Below are 21330 nucleotides of genomic sequence, written 5' to 3' on the forward strand. Positions count from 1 at the left end.
AGATGTCGCTTCAGGCATTTTTTCTCTCATTACTTCACATAGGCTCAAGATAAATCAGCACTAACGTTGATCAACAAAGATGTGCAGGAGAGCAAGGTGGCAAGAAGACCCGGACGCCGAAACCGTGAAAATCAAAAAACGTCAGATAATAAAACATCCGTTGCACCAGCCGGAGCAATGGGAGGTCGATATAAGCCTCTCCTTGATCAAGAAGTTAATCGTATTTTTGAAGCAGCACTCGTCGTTCTGGAACGTACTGGCATTGAGGTCACAGAAAGCCCCTGTCGCGAAACGTTCCGAAAAGCAGGTTGCCGGATTGATAGTAATATCAATCGTGTATTTATTCCGCCAAAACTTGTTGAGAAAGCCATGAATTCTATGGCGCACGAAGTTTTATTGGCCGGGAGAACACCGGAACATGACTTAAATCTCGGTAGTGCTCGTGTATACATGGGAACTGGCGGACAAGCCGTGAAGATGTTGGACCTCAACGGTAACGTCCGGGAAACTATTACCAGTGATAATTACCATATTGGTCGCCTCGTGGATAAACTTGATAATATCCATTTTTATATGCGTCCTGTGGTCTGCCGTGACCTTGAAAATGAAGACATTGATGTAAACCAGTTTTATGCCTGCCTAGCCGCTACCAATAAACATGTCATGGCAAATTCCTACCTTCCCGAACGGGTTAAAGATTTACGAGCCATGGCCAACATGATTTCCGGTAGCGCCGAAGCTTTCAATAAACGGCCGATCATTTCGTTTACCGCTTGCTGGACTGTAAGCCCCCTACGCTATGCAATGGAAACGGTAGAAGTTCTTGATCAGGCTATTGAACATGATATTCCCGTTGTCATATCCTCGGCCCCTCAGGCTGGAGCAACATCCCCCGCGGCACTTGCCGGAACATTGGTTCAATTACTCGCGGAACAGCTTTCCGGTATTGTCTATGTCAACCTGATAAAACCGGGCTTCCCCTTGATTATGGGCTGTGTTCCGGCACAGGCAGATTTACGTACCGGTGCTTTTACAGGTGGCTCAGGAGAGTTTTCACTATTGAATGCCGCCTGTGCCCAGATATCGCAGCATCTGCGTATTCCTATTTATAATTCATCCGGTATCTCTGATTCAAAAATCCCGGATGCACAGGCTGGCGCTGAAAAAAGTTTGACTGGCCTCGCCGCAGCACTCGCTGGCTCTAATTATATACATCATTCTGCCGGTTTTCTCGAAAGCCTTTTGACCGTTGCTTATGAACAATACGTAATAGATAACGATATTAACGGCGCCATTATGCGTATGGTACGTGGTATCGAAGTAAATGACCAAACTCTCTCAGTAGATGTCATACATGATGTTTGTACAGAAGGCCCCAATCACTTCCTTGGGCATGAACAGACGCTTGATCTTATGAACACCGAATATCTTTACCCGCAATTGATGGACAGAGCGACGAGAGACGATTGGGAAGCATCCGGTGAGTTTGACCTACGGCAGACAGCGATCGTTCAAGCCAAGGAACTTCTGGGCAATCATTGGCCAAAAATCTTCACCGATGAGTTAGACAACGATTTACGGAAGCATTTCAATATTTTGCTATCCAAATCTGAAATGCGACCAGATGGTTTCTGGAACCGCTTTCTATCTTAATTTACGGATGGCTATTAGAACCACGTCGAAAAAAGAACCAAAAACGGGCTCTTTTCATTTTGGCCTTAATAAGCCAATGCTGCCACGAGATGGACACGGTGATGTTCGCCCCCATTTAATGCTGTGTGATACCCACGTGTATCAGTAAAATACACGGACCCATCAGCGGGTAAGTGCGTAACATGATGATTAACAATAAAAAGCGCACCCGGGTTCGTAACCAGGGGAATATGCAATCTTGGTTCCGGATCACGGTGCCATGAATTACAATTATACAGCCCCTTGGAAAGAATGCGCATTCTCCCTATGGGGAAACGGCGTGTCAGTTCCTTGTGAACATATTCGAAATAGGTACCCTTGAACTGAGGATTGAACTCTGAGAAAGCTCCTTCATCTACAAGATCTTCCCGGGACTCTTCAACATAACGATCATCTGCCCTAAGCCAATACCGCCCGGATAAATCATTTGCCGTTGCGACTTCTTCACCCGGACGGCGGTTCAAAGGAATGGCTGCAAACCCCTGATCCTGCATGTCACCTTCAAAAGAAGTAACTTTTAAAACCTCGTCCAATGCCTTGCGTAATTTTTTAAGATCAAAACAAAGAGAAAGTTTTTCAATACCATGACCGGGAACAAAATGTGCAACAGAATCTGTTATCCGATCTTCAGCCATCCAGGCTTTCATTTGTATCACATCTGGGTCATTTTCCAGTATATTTGGTGAGGTCAGAGTTTCAATAATCATGATCAATATCCCATGGGGTAAATTAACCTATAACCTCGCACGATATACAAAACCGAGTACAACGCCTTTTCTTCATTAGTTGATGCAAAAAACTGATCATTATATGATGTTTAATGAAGATGTTATGAAGAAGAATATCAACAAGCTTAGGGGCAACATTAACAATGCGCCGAACCATTCCTTCGACCATGGCACTTATATGTTTTGAAGCAGCGGCCAGACACCAAAATTTCACGCAAGCAGCACAGGATATCAATTTGACACAAAGTGCCGTAAGTCGACAAATCAACCTCTTGGAAGAACTTCTTGAACAAAGGTTATTCGAACGTGTTCGACAACGTGTAAGACTTACTTCAGCGGGACAGCACTATCTACTACAAGTTCAACCACTTTTAGAAACTCTGGAAATTGCAACAATAAGAATGCCGGAATTCCAGACCATGAGGGGAGGTATAAATATTGGTACTTACCCCACTCTAGGTTCGAGATGGTTACTTAAGCATTTAATGAATTTTTCTATTGAATTTTCAGACATTAATACAAATACCATTACCTACCTAGACAACAAGCAGTTCGATCAAAATATGATCGACATAGGTATTGTTCAAGGAAATCCTCCCTGGCCCGGATGTCGATACGATTATCTAATGCCTGAAGAACTCGCAGTTGTTATCAGCCCAAAACTGCTAGATTACCAGGATACCTCAAACAACACTCTTTTATCTCATCGATTTCTTCAACACACAACGCGCCCTCAAAGTTGGGATATCTGGTGTCAAAGTGCTAATATTAAAAGGCCAAACCCGCAAAACTCGTTGTATTTTTCGCAATTCGAAATGATCATTGAAGCAACAATCTCAGGCCATGGTATCGCAATATTACCCACTATCCTCATAGAACGTGAGCTAGAAGACAAACGGCTTGTTCTTGCTCATCCTCATATCGCAAAACCTGAAAGCGCCTATTATCTCATTTCACCAAGTACAAAAGCCAATACGAAGAAAGTGCAAGTCCTTCGTGATTGGTTATTAAATCAGTCACGACCATCTCATTGATCTTCCAGACATAAAATTACGAAGGCTTGGCTTTTCTTTGCCATTTATTACACACAAAAAGGTTCTTTTTCAAATAAGAGTGAGTAACGATAAATCTTGCAATTAATAAACAAGTTAAGTGCTTATATTCAATGACAGTTCGTTACCAGAGAAATTAAATAAAACATCCTTATGCCACATAAAGCTTTTCCATTATAATGCTGTCAGGAAACACTTTCTCCACTTTCAATGCTTAAATGAATCTGTCTTATAGAACGATTAAAAAAAAACAAAGGATTTATACATGACTACGAAATCAGAAAGAGATATAGAGAAAACTTATCCAATAGAGGATTTCATCGCAAAACTACGCCGCCTTGCTGATTCACTGGAACAAAAGAAGAGTTTTGAAATCCAAATTGCAGGTGAGCGTATCTACGTCCCGGTTCGAGCAACTTATAATATTGAACATGAACGGGGTGACAGTGAAGAAGAGATTGAATTCCAGATTAAATGGGATCTGGAAAAGTAACAAATTAATACCCCCCTGACATCTAATACTCCACCCCCCCCTCCTTGATTGTATGTAACAAAAAAACACTTCTATTCAAAATGGTATCATGTTATATATACAACAACTAATAAGCACAAATAATGTGCAAAATATCAACTGGGGGTTAAAATAAAATGCAGAACGCGAAAGCGGGTGAATCTCAAGACGAGTTTCTCCCCTTTAGTAAACCTTGCCTGCTTAAAGAAGACATTGATGCCGTTACAGAGGTTCTTCAGTCCGGGTGGATCACAACCGGTAGGAAATGCCAAGAACTAGAAGATATTTTCCGCACCACAGTCGGATGTAAACACGCTGTTGCCCTAACATCGGCAACAGCTGGAATGCATCTTGCTGTGCAAGCACTGGAAATCGGTACAGGTGATGAGGTCATAACACCTTCAATGACCTGGGTTTCTACAGCCAATATGATTGTAACATCTGGTGCAAAACCCGTATTTGTAGATGTCGATCGTGATACATTAACCACAACGGCAGAACAGATAGAGCCTCTTATTACAGAACGGACAAAGTTGATTGTACCTGTTCATTTTGCAGGAGCTTCAGTAAATCTTGACCCTATTCTGGAACTGGGTAAACACCATAATATTCCTGTCATAGAAGATGCAGCCCATGCCCTGGGAACCTATTATAAAAATAGGCATGTAGGTAAAAGAGGCACTTCAATCTTTTCACTACACCCGATCAAAAATATCACAACAGGTGAAGGTGGAATTTTCTGCACCAATGATGACAACCTCGCAGAACGAATAAGGCGTCTTAAATTTCACGGGTTAGCCGTTGATGCATTTGACCGAAAATCACAAGGACGCTCACCGCAAGCCGAAGTACAAGAACCTGGATTCAAATACAATATGCCAGACCTTAATGCTGTTTTAGGCTTGGGACAAATGCGTCGGCTATCACAAATAAACGAACAACGGGCCCGAATAGCGGCACTTTACCAGGAACACCTTCGCGACATTGATGGAATTGTACCATTGGGCGTGCCTCCTCACACAAGCCTGCATTCATGGCATTTGTTCATCGTTAGGATAATGCCTGAAATTACGGGCCTATGCCGCGATGATTTTATGGAATCCTTAAAAAACAAAGGTATTGGAACCGGGATTCATTTTAAAGCTATTCATAAACAGCGCTATTATCGAAAGGTATTTCCAGGCCTTAATCATCTTGGCAATACAGAATGGAATTCAGAACGAATATGCTCCTTACCGCTGTTTCCCGATATGTCCGATCAGGACACAGATCGAGTAATTAACGCAATCAGAGAAACTCTAAAGCAAAAGGTATCGATAGTATGAAGTCCGTAATATTCGCAGATGGGAAGCTAGGTTGTGTTGGCCTTCAAAGTCTGTTGGAAAGCAAATTTCAAGTCGAGGCTTTGTTTACCCTGGCAGGTGAAAGTGAAGACAGTAGCGGAACAAGGAAACTCCACCAAATTGCCGCTGAACATAATATTCCGGTTTATGCGCCTGATGATATAAATCATCCGCTTTGGATCGCACAAATTGCTGATATGAAACCGGATTATCTGTTTACCCTTAATTTCCCGGTCCTGCCATCAAACAAACTTGTGAAAGTCGCGCGTGATGGTTTTTTCAATCTACATGCCTCTTTATTACCTAAATACAAAGGCCTGTCACCTATTCATTGGGCAATTTTATCTGGGGAAAATGAAATTGGTGTCTCTTTGCAAAGGGTTGAATACAAACCATATTTTGGAGAAATCCTTGGTCAATGCAAGATAGAAAATCGACCTGATGATGATTTTGATGCTATTATTGAAAAGCTTACTCATGAAGTTAGAGGATTTCTGGGAGATATACTTTCACAACTTATAGAAGGGAACATTTCCCCCATCCACTCTGCCCCCGGTGCTGTAGAAGAAATTCGCCCACATATAAAGTCATTTTCCGCCGCTATTCCCTGGCAAAAAAGTGCACGTTCTGTCAATGATCACATACGTGCTCTCACATCACTTAATAATCTTCCATATACCTATTTTCGCCAAACAGAAATCCAGGTACTCAAAGCACAGGAAAGTCAATTCATCGTTCCGACAGGTATCACCCCAGGAACTGTTCTTGCCACAAACCCTTTAACAATTGCCTGCGGTAGTGGTGCTGTTGAAATTCGCTTTGCCAAAGAAAAAGATAAAATACCTGTCGGTGGGAAACAATTATCTCGCCAACTTAATCTGCGCACAGATTCTCAATTACAGACGGTTGCAGACACACCAGCAAGCCAACGCAGAAAAAAAAGGGTACTTATACTCGGTATAAACGGTTTTATCGGAAATGCATTATCCGGACGCTTGCTTGCAGATGGTAACTATGAAGTTCACGGTATGGACATTAATTCTGACGCCATTGAACGCTTTTTGGATCACCCGGACTTCTATTATCACGAGGGTGACATAGCAATTAATTCCGAATGGATCGAATACCATGTTAAAAAATGCGATATTGTTCTGCCATTAGTTGCCATTGCTACACCGATTGAATATACCCGAAACCCACTAAAAGTTTTTGAACTGGATTTTGAGGAAAACCTGAAGATCGTTCGTGCCTGTGTGAAATACAAAAAACGGGTTATCTTTCCATCTACCTCAGAAGTTTATGGAATGTGTGACGACAGCTCTTTTGATGAAGATAACTCCAACCTTGTTCTGGGACCGATAAACAAACAACGCTGGATCTATTCCTGTAGTAAACAGCTTCTGGATCGGGTTATATGGGCATACGGTATTAAGCACAATCTAGACTTCACCTTGTTCCGCCCCTTCAATTGGATGGGTCCAAGATTGGATACTCTTGATTCCGCTCGCATCGGGAATTCACGTGCAATAACCCAACTTATTCTGAATCTAGTAGAAGGCACCCCAATTCTGTTGATAGATGGTGGTGAGCAAAAACGGTGTTTCACAGATGTCAGGGATGGTGTTGAATGTCTGTTCAGAATAATTGAAAATAAAGAGCGAATTAGCAGCGGAGAAATTATCAATATTGGCAATCCTGAAAATGAATACAGTATTAAAGAATTAGCCGAGATGCTTTATGACAAGTTCGAACAACATCCTCTGCGCCGTCACTTCCCTGCATTTGCCGGTTTCAAGCTAATCGAAAGTCGTATCTATTACGGTGATGGCTATGAAGATGTCCAGCGACGACGCCCGAGTATCCAAAATGCACAAAGACTTCTTGATTGGTCCCCCACAGTATCAATGTCAGACACAATGAGTAGAACATTGGATTATTTTTTAAGAGATCACCTTTCAACAGATCAACAATTCGAAAGTAAACAGGGAGTTCTATAATGTGGTCCCGTCAGATGATGTTCTGCTACAGTTTCGGTATTCTTGCTCTTCTCTGGGGTGGTTATGCTCTTATGTATCTGCCCGCTGATAACGAAGTTAAAAGCCTTGGTGTCTTTCTGTTTAAATTAGGACCTTTTGTCTGTGCTGCATTGTCTGTCAGTTTACTTGACCCAGATATAGTAAAACGACTACGCCTTAATATTTTAGCGATATTTCTATGCTTTGGCGTATTTTTCTTTCTTTACGTCCCTCGTATGTTTTTCGACGTGTTTTACAATCAAGGGGAAGAGCTCTACTACCAAACCCTTGTGATCGTCCCCTTTCTTATCTTATCCTTTACTCTGGCATTTCGATTGGGAGGAGGCTCAACCGGAGATAGCTTACGAGTTGCATTTGGCCTGCTTATACTGATGTTATCTGGGCTGGAAGACCTGGCTTATCTTGTTATTAATCCTCATGAAGCCGGGAAATGGTCGCCAATACCTGAATATTGGGATTGGCCATCCCATATGATTGTTCGCTTAGGGCATATCCCTTCCAAATACGAAGCGTACGGCTTTATAGCGTTTCATTTAGGACTCGCCTTGTTTGTTGCAATTTACCCTTTCAAATTCTTGTCCAGATATGCTTCTTTCTTTGGAGTATCTGGCCAAAAATAGGGAAAAATACCAATTACGCTAAACAAGGTAATCACAATAAAAAAGACATTAAAAATGTCGGCACCATTGGGAACACCTTGCGTCTCAAAAAGCACAAGGAACATTAGATGGCCCACCCCCAGCCCCCCAGGTGCCAGAGAGAGAATAGTAACAATCAAACTAATGGCAAAAACACCGGAAACAGCAATAAATGAAACCGGCAAGCCTGTAACATACTGTGCAATCAACATCAGAAAGAACACATTCGCAGCCTGTAGTACAAATGAAATCAAAAGGCTATAAATCAAACTCGTCTTATTTTCACGGATGCTATTTAAATGTTGAAACAACACATCAAGAAAGTTCGTTTTTTGTCTCAGGCCAGAAATAATTTTAACTATAAAAACTGGTAACGAGATGGGAAAAATAAAGATGAACAAACCCATCAGCGACAAAAGAACAGCAAGAACGATAAGAGCATCAGCCAAGATACTGTAATCAGATTGCCCCCAGACGTCATAGTTCCAAAGAATACAAACCGCTCCCCAGACAATCAAAGCATATAAACCCATTGCCCGATCCAGAAAGACACTCAGATATGCAGGCCCTCTTCTTTCAGATGAAAGTTTTCTGAATTGACCAAACCTGTATGCCTTCCAGACATCCCCGCCAATACTACCAGGCAACCAGCTGCTCAAAAAAACACCCGCCATATGAGTATGAAGTGCAAACCTGACAGGCAAAGTCAAACCCAGTATCCGCGCAATCATTACCCATCTCAAGGCAACCAGCAGAACAAAGCTAAAAAACCAAACAATAAATAGAGTGAAAAAGATACCCGGTGTATCAAGTAAACCTAGCTGCAATGCGAGGTCAAATTTATCCTCTTGCAACAGCAGATAGATCGGGACCGTGACAATGACAATCTTGAACAAGAAAATCATATAGGTTCGATACTTTATTTTAAAATTATCCACGCTTTCCACTAAACATCATTCATTTACAAGCAAACATTATAAATCAAAGCAAATCCAGATCCCGTTCAACGCCATCAATCGAAAGGGTAATCTTCAGCAACTCATGAACATAGGTCAAACGCTCTTTCAATCCCTGTTCTGTCTCGTCACTCACAATCACATACCCCAACTTATCAGCGCCATTGTTAAACTTTTTAACAGGGGTTTCCGGCTTATAGAAAACTTCGTAGCGATCAATTAAGCGATCTTTTTCCACTTCATGAAGATTCTTAATTCCCATAAATATCCCCGCTTGTGAGCTGGCAAAAGTTAACAATCCTGCATAGCGTCTTGTACTTGCCTGTACAGGAATGGTTTCGCCAACAGCCAACGCAACACCTGACATAACGAAAGTTACACCATATGCCTGCTCCATAAGAAGACTTATGCCATTTCCACCTGCCCTGGCCCCCATTTCAATAAAATAAATATCCTCTTTTTCGTCGACAACAACATCACAGGTAATGGGACCAGCCTCAATCTTAAGGGCTCTGCATATTGTAATGACGCAGTCTCTCATTCTGTCTTGAAGATCCTTGGATACGCCAGCAGGCATCACATAATGTAAAGGCACCATTAAGGGCGATTCTGTCAGGGTCTTTTGAGATACGGCCATAAATTCCGGTTCATAATCCCGAACAAAGGTATCAAGAGAATAATGCGTTCCTATAATTAATTCCTCCCCTAGCACGGTATTGCTTGGGGAGTGGGAAATTGCATCGGCGACAGACGTTTTCAATTCATCACGAGATGTAAGGACTACAACCCCTTTACTACCAGAGCTATCATTCGGCTTAATCACAAAAGGCAATGACCAATCGCTTGTCGCTTGCTCTATGTCATTCAAGTTCGAACCAATAGCCTGTCGTGGTGTAGGTAAACCAGCCTTTCGCAAGACTTCCGCAAAATAAGCCTTATCAGAGGATGCATTAACAGATTCAATAGAAACCGTTTTTTTACATCCATATCTGCGGGTTAGATGATACTCACTCAAGCGGGCGGTATCACTGGCTTGACTATAAAATCCGTCAATCTTCCGATTTCCCAGACACGCTTCTATTGCATTATGATCGCGAATTGATATCACATGGGTTTCATCTGCCAGTGACATCGCATAAGCTGCTTCATTTGCATCAATACCAATAGAATACATCCCCATTGCACGTGCTTCCCGATAAGGAAATGCCTGATCAGTTGATGCGCCTAAAAAAACGATACTTTTTCCCGTAAGGGAAGCCGCAACATTTCCGGTTTCTTTCCGGATGGTTGACTTAGCTGTCATAGAGACGATCCTCAGCTTGAACTTCCAGATTTGATTCCCGAACCAGAAACGCACGGTGGAACATTTGTTCCCGAACCAATCGGCGAATATAGCCGGCTTGAACCCAGAAACCGGTCAGCATCAACAAAAGGATTATTGATATTGTGAAATTACCCGGTGCCCCAAATAGTAGTGGAGTAGAAATGATCAGGGAAAAGGCAAAAAATCCTAGTGGAACAGTGGAATGTCCGATAAAAAGCTTCATGGTTGCCCGTAAAGACTTACCAAAAGTAAATTTTGAAACACCGGCATGACGCGGGGCATGTTCATAGTCAATAAAACTATGTTTAAGCCCCAATCTCATACACTCAGCCAGAAAATAAGGATATGCAGTCTGGCGAGATATAACACGTTTGGCAACATCTCTTCTGACAATACGAAATGTTGAAGCACCAACGGGAAAATCTATACGAAAAACAGTTCTGGCCAAAAAGTGCTGTAACCTTGATCCCGCTTTTTTAAGGAAGCTATCTTGCCGATTCAATCGTCTAGCAAAAACAATATCGTACCCTTCATTGGCCTTGGAAATCAGTTTAGGAATTTCCTCTGGAGGGGATTGTAAATCTGCGTCCATCTGGATAATCCAGTCACTGGCACAATATTTAAATCCACAGGCAAATGCAGCATCAAGTCCAAAATTTTTGGTAAGAGATAAATAAAATACACGTTTATCTTTTTCGGCAAGTTCTTTTATAAGCTCTAAACTATTGTCAGAACTGCCATCATTGACAAACAGGATGCTGGCCTCTGATAGTTGTGCCTTCAAACGCTCAAAAAGCGGGCCTATATTCTCTGCTTCATTAAAACAGGGAATAACTACCGTATAACTTTCAACCACCCCATACCCCCTTCCCCTTAAGCAGGTTTATAATTCTTATTTCTAAGGGAAAATTTCAATATTTTTATCGAATTAGTTGTACACACTATAATAATGCATTTTTAATCCGTCGAGAATTATTATTCTTGAAAAACCTGTTAAGCTTACTCTCTGTTTTTACTCGTATTTTTAAATTAATTCCCCCCGCTAACGACATCAACAGGAATAACATCAATACTTTTTAAATTCTCACAATCAAATATGATCATGACAAACTATGATTTTTGTAATTCTCGTGCTTTGTGTAGTTTTTTATAGCTTTCTAACAGTTTCAGATGCTTCTCTAATCCTTCAAGCTTCATACTTGTCTTTGTCAATCCATAAAATTTGACATCCCCTGTTACAGACCCCACAGCATTATCCATAACTTCAGAGCCATACATTCGGGTGAGATTTGGGAGAAAGTCATCAATACTTAATTTACCATTGAGTGTGATATCCAGAACAGCATCCAGTGCCCGATAAAATAAAACCCGCTCCACAGTATTTTCAGTAAAATTAAGGAGGTCGCCAATGCCGTCTTTTGCTTCTTCGTATTCTTTCAGAGCTAAAGAAATCAGTATTTTCAGTTCACGAATATCCAACTTTCCCCAAACTGTATTTTCATCAAACTCTATGCCAATCAAACCTGAAATAACTGTATGGGGATCCAGTTCAGACTCTTCCAAACGCTCAAGCAAATTCTCTAATTCTGCATCAGCCAAAGAATGAATATTTAAAATATCTTCTCTGAAGATCAAAGCTTTATTGGTGTTGTCCCAAATCAGATCTTCTGCCGGATATACTTCTGAATAACCCGGTACCAATATCCTGCAAGCTGTTGCCCCAAAATCATCATAGGTCGCGATATAAACTTCTTTACCGAGATCATCGAGCATATTCATCAGACATTCGTTTTCTTCTTCTGTCGTGCCACTAAAATCCCATTCACAAAACTCATAATCTTGTTTAGAGCTAAAAAATTTCCACGAAATAACGCCCGTAGAATCAATAAAATGTTCGACAAAGTTACCAGGCTCTTTTACCGCATGACTGCTGAAGGTCGGAAGCGGGACATCGTTCAACCCCTCAAAACTACGCCCTTGCATAAGTTCTGTAAGGGAACGCTCCAATGCCACTTCAAAACTGGGATGCGCCCCAAAAGAAGCAAAGACTCCCCCGGTTTTCGGGTTCATCAAGGTCACACACATAACCGGAAACTTGCCACCCAGAGAGGCATCTTTAACCAGGATAGGGAAACCTTTATCTTCTAGTTCCTCAATACCAACTAAAATATGAGGGTATTTTTCAAGAACGTCTTTTGGTACATCGGGAAGAACAATTTCTTCTTCAATAATTTCGCGCTTAACTGCGCGTTCAAAGATTTCAGACAAACACTGCACCTGTGCTTCGTACAAAGTGTTGCCAGCACTCATACCGTTGCTCACAAACAAATTTTCAATCAGGTTTGATGGAAAATAGACCGTTTTCTGATCAGAACTCCGTGTGAATGGCAGGGCACAAATACCACGTTCAACAAGCCCTGAATTTGTATCAATTAAATGAGATGCTCTTAATTCATGATCAGGATTATAGAGTTGCAGGCAGTATTCATCCAGCATCCCCTCGGGCAAGGCATCATCAGGTCCGGCCTTGAACCATTTTTCATTGGGGTAATGTACAAATTCGCTATAAGCAATCTCTTCACCAAAGTAATAATCGTTATAAAAGAAATTACAGCTAATTCGCTCGATATATTCGCCTAAAGCAGAACACAGGGCACTTTCTTTAGTTGCACCTTTCCCGTTGGTATAACACATCGGAGACGCAGCTTCGCGGATATGAAGTGACCAGACGTTCGGTACAATATTACGCCAGGAAGCAGCCTCAATTTTAATACCAATATCAGATAAAATCGCCGTCATATTGGCAATTGTCTGTTCCAGGGGAAGATCTTTGCCCGGAATAACCGTATGGCCATCGCCCACATAGCATTGTAACAGTGATGAATCATTCAGATTTTCCACAGGATCAATTTTAAATTCCGGGCCTTCCTGAATAACTTTTTTCACTGTGCAACGATCAGCTGCCCTTAAAATTCCTGCCCGATCTCGTTCAGAAATACCGTCCGGTAGTTCAACCTGAATTTGAAAGGTTTGATTGTATCTGTTTTCCGGATCGATAATATTATTTTGCGAAACCCTGATATCATCTGTGGGGATGTCGCGTGAAACACAATAAAGTTTGATAAAATAAGCGGCACACAAAGCAGAAGATGCCAGGAAATAATCAAATGGACTTGGCGCAGTTCCATCACCTTTATACCGGACAGGTTGATCAGTCGTCACCGTAAAATCGTCAAATTTAGCCTCAAGCCGAAGGTTGTCCAAAAAGTTTACAATAATTTCCATTTGACGATATCTTTCTAAAACCCTTCCTTAAAGAAACGGCTATACATAAATACAAACACTACGCAAATTCTGTACTAAAAAAAATCTATTGGTTACGAGTAACTTATACTAATCTTTCAGCTTCATACAGGCCTGACAAAACAAAAACCCCCTGACATTAATGCGTGGAAAGCTTTTATAACTGTTCCTGCACTAAAGTCTTGTACTTGGCAAAGTCATTTTTCATTAATGGTAAAAGGTTTTTAAAAACAACTAATAGTGTCTTTTCTCTTCCTGTACGCCGATTTTCAAATGTCGAAAAAAAAAGAGAGAGCCAAAACTCTCTCTTATAAGGCGCGGCAGGGTTAGTTATATTTAGAATTTAAACTGTCCCCTCCAGAGATCCTTCCAGAGTTGCAAGTTCCTGACCACCAGCCATCATATCTTGTAACTCTTCTGGCGAGACTTCGCCCCGACTCGCGGTTCCATATGTTTTGCCTCTGTTAAGAACCGTAAAACGATCCCCGACTGCCATAGCATGACGAACGTTATGGGTAATAAAAACCACCGCAACACCAAGTTTTCGCACCATATTGATTGTCGCGAGAACATTTGATGTCTGACGCACGCCCAGAGCAGACGTTGGTTCATCAAGAATAAGAACCTTCGCCCCGAAATATACAGCACGGGCAATAGCAACCGTTTGGCGCTCTCCCCCCGATAAAGTACCCACGGCCTGATCCGGCCCACGGAGGTTGATGCCCATTTTGCTCATTTCAGCCATGGTAATTTCGTTGGCACGTTTATGATCGAAGAGCTTCAGAGGGCCAATATTACGGGTTGGCTCATTTCCCATAAAAAAGTTACGACTGACAGACATCAAGGGGATCATCGCCAAATCCTGGTAAACCGTTGCAATACCAGCAGAGATTGCATCCCGAGGACGTTGAAAATCCATAGGCTTCCCTTCAAAGAGGATTTCTCCCTTTGTAGGTTTGTGAACACCGGACATGGTTTTAATAAATGTAGATTTACCAGCCCCGTTATCACCCAATAGGCAATGGCATTCTCCTTGATGCACATCTACAGATACGCCGGCGAGTGCAATCACAGGACCAAAGTGCTTTTCGATATCTTTCATCTGAAGAATAGGTGATGACATCTTATCTCTCCCCCGTAATCATACGGCGGATGTAAGTATTAAGAACCACAGCCAGAAGCAGGATAATACCAAGGAAAACCCGAAACAGAGAACTCTCGACACCGGCAAAGAATAAACCTTGCTGAACAACACCAAAGATCAAAGCACCAAGTGCAGCACCCAAGACTGAGCCATATCCTCCAGTTAGAAGTGCCCCCCCAATCACCACTGAAATAATCGCTTCAAATTCCTTCAAGACGCCTCTGTCAGCGCCAGCAGAACCAAATTCCATCACCTGGCAGGTTGCAAAAACAGTGGCACAGAAAGCGGTAAACATGAACATGAGTATTTTGACACGGCTCACGGGGACACCAACATAACGCGCGGCCTGAGCATCCCCCCCCGCTGCAAAGATCCAGTTTCCGAAACGGGTTTTTGTCAACAGAATATGGCCAAATATAATCAAGCCAATTGCCCAGACCACAAGCATGGGAACACCGTCAACAATCGGCTGGCCAGCTTTAACGCCACGCTCAAAAGTGGCAATTACGCCTATATCTCCGAGCCATTGGAAAAAACCGGTTAGTATTTTCCCGCCAAAAAGGCTTGCAATCCAATCCCCCTCTGCAACATCACGAATACCGCCAATAATGGTTTTACGTTCAATTGTCTGCGGTAAGAAAATCGTAAAGCCACGCAGAATGAACAACAGCGCCAAGGTCACAATAAAACTCGGTAACCCGGTTTTGATGACGATGTAGCCGTTCAAGGCCCCGATGCCGATACAAAGAACAAAAGTAACAATGATTGCAAACCAGATAGGCCACCCTAGCGTGACACCAAATATTGCAATCATCATGCCTGCAAACCCGATCATCGATCCCATTGAAAGGTCAAATTCACCGGAAATCATTAACAGACATGCCCCAACGGCAATAATGGCAAACTGTGCCGAAACAAGTGTCCAGTTCAGGATACCTTGCGATGTAAACATCCCGGAATCAAAAGCCGTCAGCAGGAAGAATGTAAACACAAGAACGGTTCCGCACATTCCCCCCAATTCGGGGCGAACCAGTGCTTTCCGTAGAGAAGATCTCTCTTTTATTCTTTCATCAGCGACAGGTGTGGGAGAAGGATTGCTCGCGACCATAAAGAGCCTCATCAATAAAAAATACGCAGAAACGGCCACACAAAGGTGGCCGTTTCTGATTTAGCGTTTTAGCGATATTCGCCTGCGAATTTTTCAACAAGTTCCAGACCATCAGCAGTTACAAAGCCCGGGCCAGAGTTGATGTTATTCCCCGGTAACACGCCATAACGGTCATAGTTGGTCAGAATAACAACAGGCAGATAAGCCTGTAGGAATGGTTGCTGATCAATACCCCATTTGATGATGCCAGACTTAATGCCTTTGACAATTTCATCACCTAAATCAAAGGTACCGAAGTAAATGTCACCCGCCATACCATTTTCTTGTAGCGCCAAAATTGTTGGATCGGCAGAGGTTGGACCAAGTGTTAGAACTGCATCTGTATCCGGATTTGCGGCAAGATAAGCCAAGACACGGTTTTTGATTTCAGCTGGATCCTGACCACTATCAATCATGGAACTACCAAGCGGAACGCCCAGACCATCAGCAAAGCCACGGCAACGTTCCGCAACAACAGTATTGGAAATTACGTGATTTACACAAACAAATGATTTTACGCCATCTGATTTGGCACGAAGTCCCGCAGCATACCCCGCATCATATTCAGGTTGCCCGACAAACATCAGTGCACCCACTTCACGAGTTTGTTCTGCCGTACCGGAATTCATGATTATAACATTAATACCCTGGTCCACGGCAGCGCGGATTGGACCGCTGAGAACATCGTAATCTGCAAGGGTTGTAATAATGCCATTCGGATTAGAAGCAGCAGCCTGTTCAATGATACGTGCCATATCGGCAAGATCACCGGTCGGGGGATTACGATATTCAACAGAAACATTCATCTGCTTACCGGCAAGTGCGATTCCGTTTTTAATGGTATTCCACCAACTGTCACTGTCTGGTGCATGGCTGACCAAAATATACTTTTCTCCTTCGGCCGAAGCCGTTGTTACTCCCAATAATGGTGCAACGGCAAATACTGTAGCCAAGATCAAACTTTTGAAGAGTGGTTTCATTGTTTACTCCCTTTTCAATACATTTTAACTGTGGACGGTTCATACCGTTTCTTGTTCTTTGTTCATCCTATTCATAGTTTTTTAATTTTTGCAACCGGTTGCAAAAATTAAAAAACTTTCGTACTGTTATTTTCAGCTTTTTAAGTTACACATACGGCAATTACAGACCATTGGAGAACGAAATTATATGGCTGCAACGTTAAAGGAAGTTGCCAAACACGCGGGTGTGTCCACATCTGCTGTGTCCCGAACCTTTACGCCAGGAGCTTCCATTTCTGATAAAATGCGCCGCCGGGTTGAAAAAGCCGCCCGAGAACTTGGTTACAGCCCGAATCTACTTGCCAGAAGCCTAACAACACGACGTACAAAATTAATCGGGTTGGTCTCGAACAACTTTCACAACCCGATCTTCCTTCAAGTTTTTGAACTATTCACGCGAGGCCTGCAAGCCCGTGGCCTAAGACCCCTGCTTGTTAATCTGTCGGATGAGACTAATCCCGCAGGCTCCATCCGTATGTTGAGACAATATTCCGTCGATGGCGTAATAGTTGCGTCATCAACATTATTACCGGGCTTTGCAAAAGCCTTCAGAGATGCCGGGGTTCCAGTTGTTCATTCTTTTGGACGTTATTCAAGTTCACCCGAGATTCACGTCGTCGGAATCGACAACGTCGAATGTGGCCGAATGGCTGCTCGGGAACTGGTCAAACGAGGTTATAAAAAAGTCGGCTTTCTCGGCGGACCTGATACAGCAACATCAACTCAAGATCGCTTTACCGGTTTTAAAGAAGAGATAAGCCTTCACCCTCAAATCAATTTTAAATACAGTTTTGCTGAGGCTTATTCATTTGACGCCGGTCGCGATGAGATGAAGTGCCTTTTAAAAAAATCACCTCAGGAAGCTTATTTCTGCGGAGATGACATTCTGTCAATCGGCGCATTAACCGCTTTAAAGCTTGCGGGGCTTTCTGCGCCGGAAGACATTGGAATTATTGGTCTTAATGATATGGAAATGGCCAGATGGGAGAACATCGATCTGACAACCATCCGCCAACCAATCAACGAGATCATTAACTCCTCTATCGAATTGATCACCGCGATGTTAGATGATCCGGAACGCTACCCAGAATCACGCCTGTTCCCTTGTCGTGTTATTGAACGAGGGACACTAAGGCCCCTCGTATAGTTCACACTTAATCAAACACTGGCTAATGGAACATGGGCGGCTAACGGAACATGGGCGGACGAGCATCAACCCACTGCCCTTCTTCTTTACCTGATTGCGCCACAGCGGCAACAGCAGCCATGGAACGCAAACCGTCTTCTGATTTCGGATAAAGGTTTGCAGTCGGGTCAGCTGGCCGTCCTTCTTTCTCAGCACCAATAATTTCAGCCAAATCTGTATAGATATTGGCAAAAGCAAGCGGCATACCCTCTGCGTGACCAATGGTCACTCGTGTTGCCCTATCAGCTTCTGGCGAAAGATTTGCTTCCCCACGTTCAATTGTTTGTAAACGTCCATTCAGTGGCATGTAATAGAGTTGATTGGGGTGTTCTTGCGTCCACTTAAGGCCACCTTTTCCACCAAATACCTGGATAGACAAGCCATGTTGACGGCCAATAGCAACAGAAGACGTCCATAAACGCCCAACCGTTCCACCATCCATACGAAAGTTTACCATAGCATCGTCTTCCAGAATCCTGCTCTCAATAAGGGATGCGCAATCAGCTGATAACTTGGTAACTTCCTGCCCGGTAACGAAGCTTGCCATATGCAGTGCATGTATACCACAGTCAGCAAATTGTGCTGAAACACCAGCCTGTGCAGGATCGTAACGCCATCGCACACGGGGATTATCGGCATCAGCTGCGTCAGCATGGTGTCCATGAGCAAATTCTGTCACCACCAGTCTGATTTTACCCAGATCACCACGGGCAATCATCGCCTTCATATGACGCACCAGCGAATAGCCGGTGTATCCATAGTTCACTGCACAAATTTTTCCGGATTTCCGTGCGACACGAACAATATCTTCGCCTTCTTCAACGGTCATGGTCATCGGCTTTTCACAAAGAACATGATACCCGGCCTCAAGAAAGGCTTTTGTAATTTCAAAATGTGTTGAATTCGGCGTCGCGACTGTGACGAGATCCACTCGATCTTCTCGTGCATTTTCGCCCTGAAGCATTTCCCGCCAGTCACCATAGGCACGATCAGAAGCAACGCCAAGTTTTTGTGCATAGCGGCGTCCCTCTTCCGGATTATGATCAAGCGCACCAGCCACAAAAGAAAACAGCCCATCAAGCCCCGCACTCAAACGGTGTGCCGGGCCAATTTGACTACCTTCACCACCACCAATCATTCCCCAATTAAGTTTTGTCATATCCCTACTCCTTAATTAAAGCCGATGGACTGTAGATATTTACGATTTAGTATTGCATCATCGATGGGACGTACCGGCAAGGCTGGATCGCAATCCTGCTCTACAGTGCACCAACCTTCAAAACCTGCCTGGATCAAGAGCTGATGAACAGCCGGAAAATCAACATCACCGTCACCTAGATTACAGAAAATCCCCTGCCCGCAAGCCTTATAAAAATCAGTTCTGTTTTCTATAACATCTGCTTTAACAGTCGGCGATATATCTTTGAAATGCATATAAGAAATGCGTTTCATATAACGCTTCATAAAGGCGACAGGATCAAAGCCAGCATAGGAATGATGCCCTGTATCAAAACAGATCTTCAGAATACTCTCGTCAATCTCAGACAACAGGCGTTCCAATTCTGGTTCAAAGTCCATGAATCCTGCGGCATGGGCATGAATGCCTGTTGTTAAGCCGTACTCTTCAGTACCAATTTTGGCAACCGTCTTAAAACGATCCCTGTAAGCATTCCATTCCAGCTCATCCATCTTTTCTGCTTCATTCGCACGCCCTGCTGTTGGGGCACGACGTGGTGAAATTGAATCAATCAATACCAGATTATCCGCCCCATGTGCCACCAAGGCTTTACAGGTACGGTGTACCCCATCCAGAACATCTTCCCATTGAATTGGGTCATGAAAAGACCTAAAAACAACACCACCAATAAGAACAAGGTTATGTTCATCCAATGCTTCTGCAAGTTGGCTCGGGTCTTCGGGCATAAAACCAACAGGACCTAATTCGATACCAGTATATCCTGCGTCAGCACATTCTTTCAGGACTGTTTTCCAATCTGGATTACGTGGATCCTGAGCGAACTCCACCCCCCATGAACAGGGTGCGTTACCAATCTTTATAGACATCACTGTCTGCCTTTCACATTTAAGAGTAATTTATACGTTCAGCCACGTTTTTGATTCACTTGAATCGTGAGCAAGTTCAACAATACGGTTCACTTCCATCCCGTCACGAAAGGTTGGCCAAACCGCTTTTTGGGTTTCAATAGCCCGTAGGAAATCCCGTGCTTCAATAATAATTTGATCCTGATAACCTGTACCGTGTCCCGGCCCCTGACAAAAAGCCAAATAATCCGGATGACTGGGTCCCGTCAGAATTTTGCGAAACCCGCGCAGGTTTTCCGGCCCTTCTGCTTTATATAGCCACAAGGCATTTTGATCTTCCTGATCAAACCTGATAGCCCCTTTGGTACCTGTTATCTCAAAAGCATATCCCATTTTTCGCCCTGTCGCGATCCGGCTAAAAAACAAATGCCCCATTGCGCCATTTTCAAAACGGCACATAATCTGCCCCTGATCATCATTGGTGACATCTTCATAGACAGACAAATCTCTGGTAACGGATTCAGAAGGTTTTGCGGGACATTTTGCCGGGCGTTTTAAATGAACCGTTTCAACTTCGGCGACAAGTGTTGTAATTGGCCCAACAAGTGCCAAGGCACCATTGATCATGTGTGGAGCCAAGTCGCCCATAGTGCCATTACTTTTCCCACTTGTACGCCAACTTGCTGAGAGTTCCGGGTCAGCATAAAAATCTTCTGTATGCTCGCCTCTGAACCACGTGATATCCCCTATCTCTCCATCGGCGATAAGGGATCGGGCAAATTGAGCAGCAGGAGTACGTATATAATTAAACCCAATCATATTAACGACACCACTGCTTTCCGCGGCAGCAACCATTGCCACACTATCTTCCAGTGACGCGCCAAGCGGTTTCTCGCAAAATACCGGCTTGCCACAAAGGAAAGCGGCTTCCGCAATCTCGCGGTGAGTTTCTTGGGGGGAGGCAATAATTATTGCTTCGACCTTGGAGTCATTAACTAACTGCTTCCAATCAGACGTACAGCGATTAAAACCAAGGGACTTCCTGTATTTTGCTGCAGATTGATCCGTCGTGGCGCAAACCATTTCCAAGCGAGGCCGCAAGTTAGTGCTAAAGACAGCACCAACAGACTGCATCGCCACAGCATGCGCCTTGCCCATATAGCCCCCACCAACGATGCCAATACCAATTTCTTTCATTGGTAGAGCCT

General features: G+C 43.3%; 18 protein-coding genes. 7 read left to right on the forward strand and 11 right to left on the reverse strand.

What is annotated here, in order from left to right:
- Positions 1 to 96 precede the first annotated feature (96 nt).
- Positions 97 to 1653 carry a trimethylamine methyltransferase family protein gene (locus D9A03_RS02025; protein WP_162937927.1) on the forward strand — a complete coding sequence of 519 codons (1557 nt, stop codon included), beginning with the start codon at positions 97 to 99 and terminating at the stop codon, positions 1651 to 1653.
- A 65-nt stretch (positions 1654 to 1718) separates the two neighbouring features.
- Here the strand turns inward: D9A03_RS02025 and D9A03_RS02030 are convergent, their stop codons facing one another.
- Positions 1719 to 2399, reverse strand: coding sequence for an aspartyl/asparaginyl beta-hydroxylase domain-containing protein (locus tag D9A03_RS02030; RefSeq protein ID WP_216825357.1), 681 nt, complete (start codon positions 2397 to 2399; stop codon positions 1719 to 1721).
- A gap of 164 nt (positions 2400 to 2563) precedes the next feature.
- Here D9A03_RS02030 and D9A03_RS02035 point away from each other — a divergent pair, with 164 nt between their 5' ends.
- From D9A03_RS02035 to D9A03_RS02055, 5 genes are all read left to right on the forward strand, one after another.
- Positions 2564 to 3454 (forward strand): LysR substrate-binding domain-containing protein, encoded by an 891-nt coding sequence (locus D9A03_RS02035; protein WP_120495568.1) that lies wholly within the window; start codon positions 2564 to 2566, stop codon positions 3452 to 3454.
- A gap of 283 nt (positions 3455 to 3737) precedes the next feature.
- Positions 3738 to 3965 (forward strand): amphi-Trp domain-containing protein, encoded by a 228-nt coding sequence (locus tag D9A03_RS02040; RefSeq protein WP_120495569.1) that lies wholly within the window; start codon positions 3738 to 3740, stop codon positions 3963 to 3965.
- Positions 3966 to 4120: 155 nt separating this feature from the next.
- Entirely contained in the window at positions 4121 to 5308 is a 1188-nt protein-coding gene (locus tag D9A03_RS02045; protein ID WP_120495570.1) for an aminotransferase class I/II-fold pyridoxal phosphate-dependent enzyme, read from the forward strand.
- Entirely contained in the window at positions 5305 to 7323 is a 2019-nt protein-coding gene (gene arnA / locus D9A03_RS02050; protein WP_120495571.1) for a bifunctional UDP-4-amino-4-deoxy-L-arabinose formyltransferase/UDP-glucuronic acid oxidase ArnA, read from the forward strand. The genes D9A03_RS02045 and arnA overlap by 4 nt, the downstream gene beginning before the upstream one ends.
- On the forward strand, positions 7323 to 7982 hold the full coding sequence (locus tag D9A03_RS02055; RefSeq protein WP_120495572.1) for a hypothetical protein: 660 nt from the start codon (positions 7323 to 7325) through the stop codon (positions 7980 to 7982). The genes arnA and D9A03_RS02055 overlap by 1 nt, the downstream gene beginning before the upstream one ends.
- Here the strand turns inward: D9A03_RS02055 and D9A03_RS02060 are convergent.
- The 7 genes from D9A03_RS02060 to D9A03_RS02090 all read right to left on the reverse strand — a co-directional run bounded on the left by D9A03_RS02060 (position 7922) and on the right by D9A03_RS02090 (position 16854).
- A complete protein-coding gene (locus D9A03_RS02060) occupies positions 7922 to 8938 on the reverse strand; it encodes a lysylphosphatidylglycerol synthase transmembrane domain-containing protein (RefSeq protein WP_162937928.1) in 1017 nt (338 codons plus the stop codon). The genes D9A03_RS02055 and D9A03_RS02060 overlap by 61 nt on opposite strands.
- A 43-nt stretch (positions 8939 to 8981) precedes the next feature.
- Complete coding sequence (locus D9A03_RS02065) at positions 8982 to 10259, reverse strand: ATP-grasp domain-containing protein (RefSeq protein ID WP_120495574.1); 1278 nt, start codon at positions 10257 to 10259, stop codon at positions 8982 to 8984.
- Positions 10249 to 11136, reverse strand: a complete 888-nt coding sequence (locus D9A03_RS02070; RefSeq protein ID WP_120495575.1) for a glycosyltransferase family 2 protein — start codon at positions 11134 to 11136, stop codon at positions 10249 to 10251. Before D9A03_RS02070 ends, D9A03_RS02065 begins: the two co-directional genes overlap by 11 nt.
- 254 nt (positions 11137 to 11390) lie before the next feature.
- Complete coding sequence (locus tag D9A03_RS02075; RefSeq protein WP_120495576.1) at positions 11391 to 13565, reverse strand: OsmC domain/YcaO domain-containing protein; 2175 nt, start codon at positions 13563 to 13565, stop codon at positions 11391 to 11393.
- A gap of 361 nt (positions 13566 to 13926) precedes the next feature.
- On the reverse strand, positions 13927 to 14706 hold the full coding sequence (locus D9A03_RS02080) for an ATP-binding cassette domain-containing protein (RefSeq protein ID WP_120495577.1): 780 nt from the start codon (positions 14704 to 14706) through the stop codon (positions 13927 to 13929).
- A gap of 1 nt (position 14707) precedes the next feature.
- Complete coding sequence (locus tag D9A03_RS02085) at positions 14708 to 15835, reverse strand: ABC transporter permease (protein ID WP_120495578.1); 1128 nt, start codon at positions 15833 to 15835, stop codon at positions 14708 to 14710.
- Positions 15836 to 15903: 68 nt separating this feature from the next.
- Positions 15904 to 16854 carry a sugar ABC transporter substrate-binding protein gene (locus D9A03_RS02090; protein WP_120495579.1) on the reverse strand — a complete coding sequence of 317 codons (951 nt, stop codon included), beginning with the start codon at positions 16852 to 16854 and terminating at the stop codon, positions 15904 to 15906.
- 187 nt (positions 16855 to 17041) lie between these two features.
- Between D9A03_RS02090 and D9A03_RS02095 the strand changes: the two genes are divergently transcribed.
- On the forward strand, positions 17042 to 18040 hold the full coding sequence (locus tag D9A03_RS02095; RefSeq protein ID WP_120495580.1) for a LacI family DNA-binding transcriptional regulator: 999 nt from the start codon (positions 17042 to 17044) through the stop codon (positions 18038 to 18040).
- A 40-nt stretch (positions 18041 to 18080) separates the two neighbouring features.
- Here D9A03_RS02095 and D9A03_RS02100 read toward each other — a convergent pair whose 3' ends face one another.
- Genes D9A03_RS02100 through D9A03_RS02110 form a run of 3 tightly spaced genes read right to left on the reverse strand, consistent with a single transcriptional unit; the run spans position 18081 to position 21319 of the window.
- The gene (locus tag D9A03_RS02100) at positions 18081 to 19238 is read right to left on the reverse strand and encodes a Gfo/Idh/MocA family protein (protein WP_120495581.1); all 1158 of its coding nucleotides are present in this window, start codon (positions 19236 to 19238) and stop codon (positions 18081 to 18083) included.
- An 11-nt stretch (positions 19239 to 19249) separates the two neighbouring features.
- Positions 19250 to 20143: a sugar phosphate isomerase/epimerase gene (locus D9A03_RS02105; protein ID WP_120495582.1), complete on the reverse strand. Its 894-nt coding sequence runs from the start codon at positions 20141 to 20143 to the stop codon at positions 19250 to 19252.
- 30 nt (positions 20144 to 20173) lie between these two features.
- The gene (locus D9A03_RS02110; RefSeq protein WP_120495583.1) at positions 20174 to 21319 is read right to left on the reverse strand and encodes a Gfo/Idh/MocA family protein; all 1146 of its coding nucleotides are present in this window, start codon (positions 21317 to 21319) and stop codon (positions 20174 to 20176) included.
- Positions 21320 to 21330 lie beyond the last annotated feature (11 nt).

Source organism: Kiloniella sp. EL199 (assembly GCF_900313065.1).
Taxonomy (GTDB): Bacteria; Pseudomonadota; Alphaproteobacteria; order Kiloniellales; family Kiloniellaceae; genus Kiloniella.

What these genes read in the sequence shown, in the direction of transcription:
- D9A03_RS02030 (WP_216825357.1), bottom strand. Translation starts at nt 2,399, where the DNA reads ATGATTATTGAAACTCTGACCTCACCAAATATACTGGAAAATGACCCA.
- D9A03_RS02035 (WP_120495568.1), top strand. Translation starts at nt 2,564, where the DNA reads ATGCGCCGAACCATTCCTTCGACCATGGCACTTATATGTTTTGAAGCA.
- D9A03_RS02040 (WP_120495569.1), top strand. Translation starts at nt 3,738, where the DNA reads ATGACTACGAAATCAGAAAGAGATATAGAGAAAACTTATCCAATAGAG.
- D9A03_RS02045 (WP_120495570.1), top strand. Translation starts at nt 4,121, where the DNA reads ATGCAGAACGCGAAAGCGGGTGAATCTCAAGACGAGTTTCTCCCCTTT.
- arnA (WP_120495571.1), top strand. Translation starts at nt 5,305, where the DNA reads ATGAAGTCCGTAATATTCGCAGATGGGAAGCTAGGTTGTGTTGGCCTT.
- D9A03_RS02055 (WP_120495572.1), top strand. Translation starts at nt 7,323, where the DNA reads ATGTGGTCCCGTCAGATGATGTTCTGCTACAGTTTCGGTATTCTTGCT.
- D9A03_RS02065 (WP_120495574.1), bottom strand. Translation starts at nt 10,259, where the DNA reads ATGACAGCTAAGTCAACCATCCGGAAAGAAACCGGAAATGTTGCGGCT.
- D9A03_RS02075 (WP_120495576.1), bottom strand. Translation starts at nt 13,565, where the DNA reads ATGGAAATTATTGTAAACTTTTTGGACAACCTTCGGCTTGAGGCTAAA.
- D9A03_RS02080 (WP_120495577.1), bottom strand. Translation starts at nt 14,706, where the DNA reads ATGTCATCACCTATTCTTCAGATGAAAGATATCGAAAAGCACTTTGGT.
- D9A03_RS02085 (WP_120495578.1), bottom strand. Translation starts at nt 15,835, where the DNA reads ATGGTCGCGAGCAATCCTTCTCCCACACCTGTCGCTGATGAAAGAATA.
- D9A03_RS02090 (WP_120495579.1), bottom strand. Translation starts at nt 16,854, where the DNA reads ATGAAACCACTCTTCAAAAGTTTGATCTTGGCTACAGTATTTGCCGTT.
- D9A03_RS02095 (WP_120495580.1), top strand. Translation starts at nt 17,042, where the DNA reads ATGGCTGCAACGTTAAAGGAAGTTGCCAAACACGCGGGTGTGTCCACA.
- D9A03_RS02100 (WP_120495581.1), bottom strand. Translation starts at nt 19,238, where the DNA reads ATGACAAAACTTAATTGGGGAATGATTGGTGGTGGTGAAGGTAGTCAA.
- D9A03_RS02105 (WP_120495582.1), bottom strand. Translation starts at nt 20,143, where the DNA reads ATGTCTATAAAGATTGGTAACGCACCCTGTTCATGGGGGGTGGAGTTC.
- D9A03_RS02110 (WP_120495583.1), bottom strand. Translation starts at nt 21,319, where the DNA reads ATGAAAGAAATTGGTATTGGCATCGTTGGTGGGGGCTATATGGGCAAG.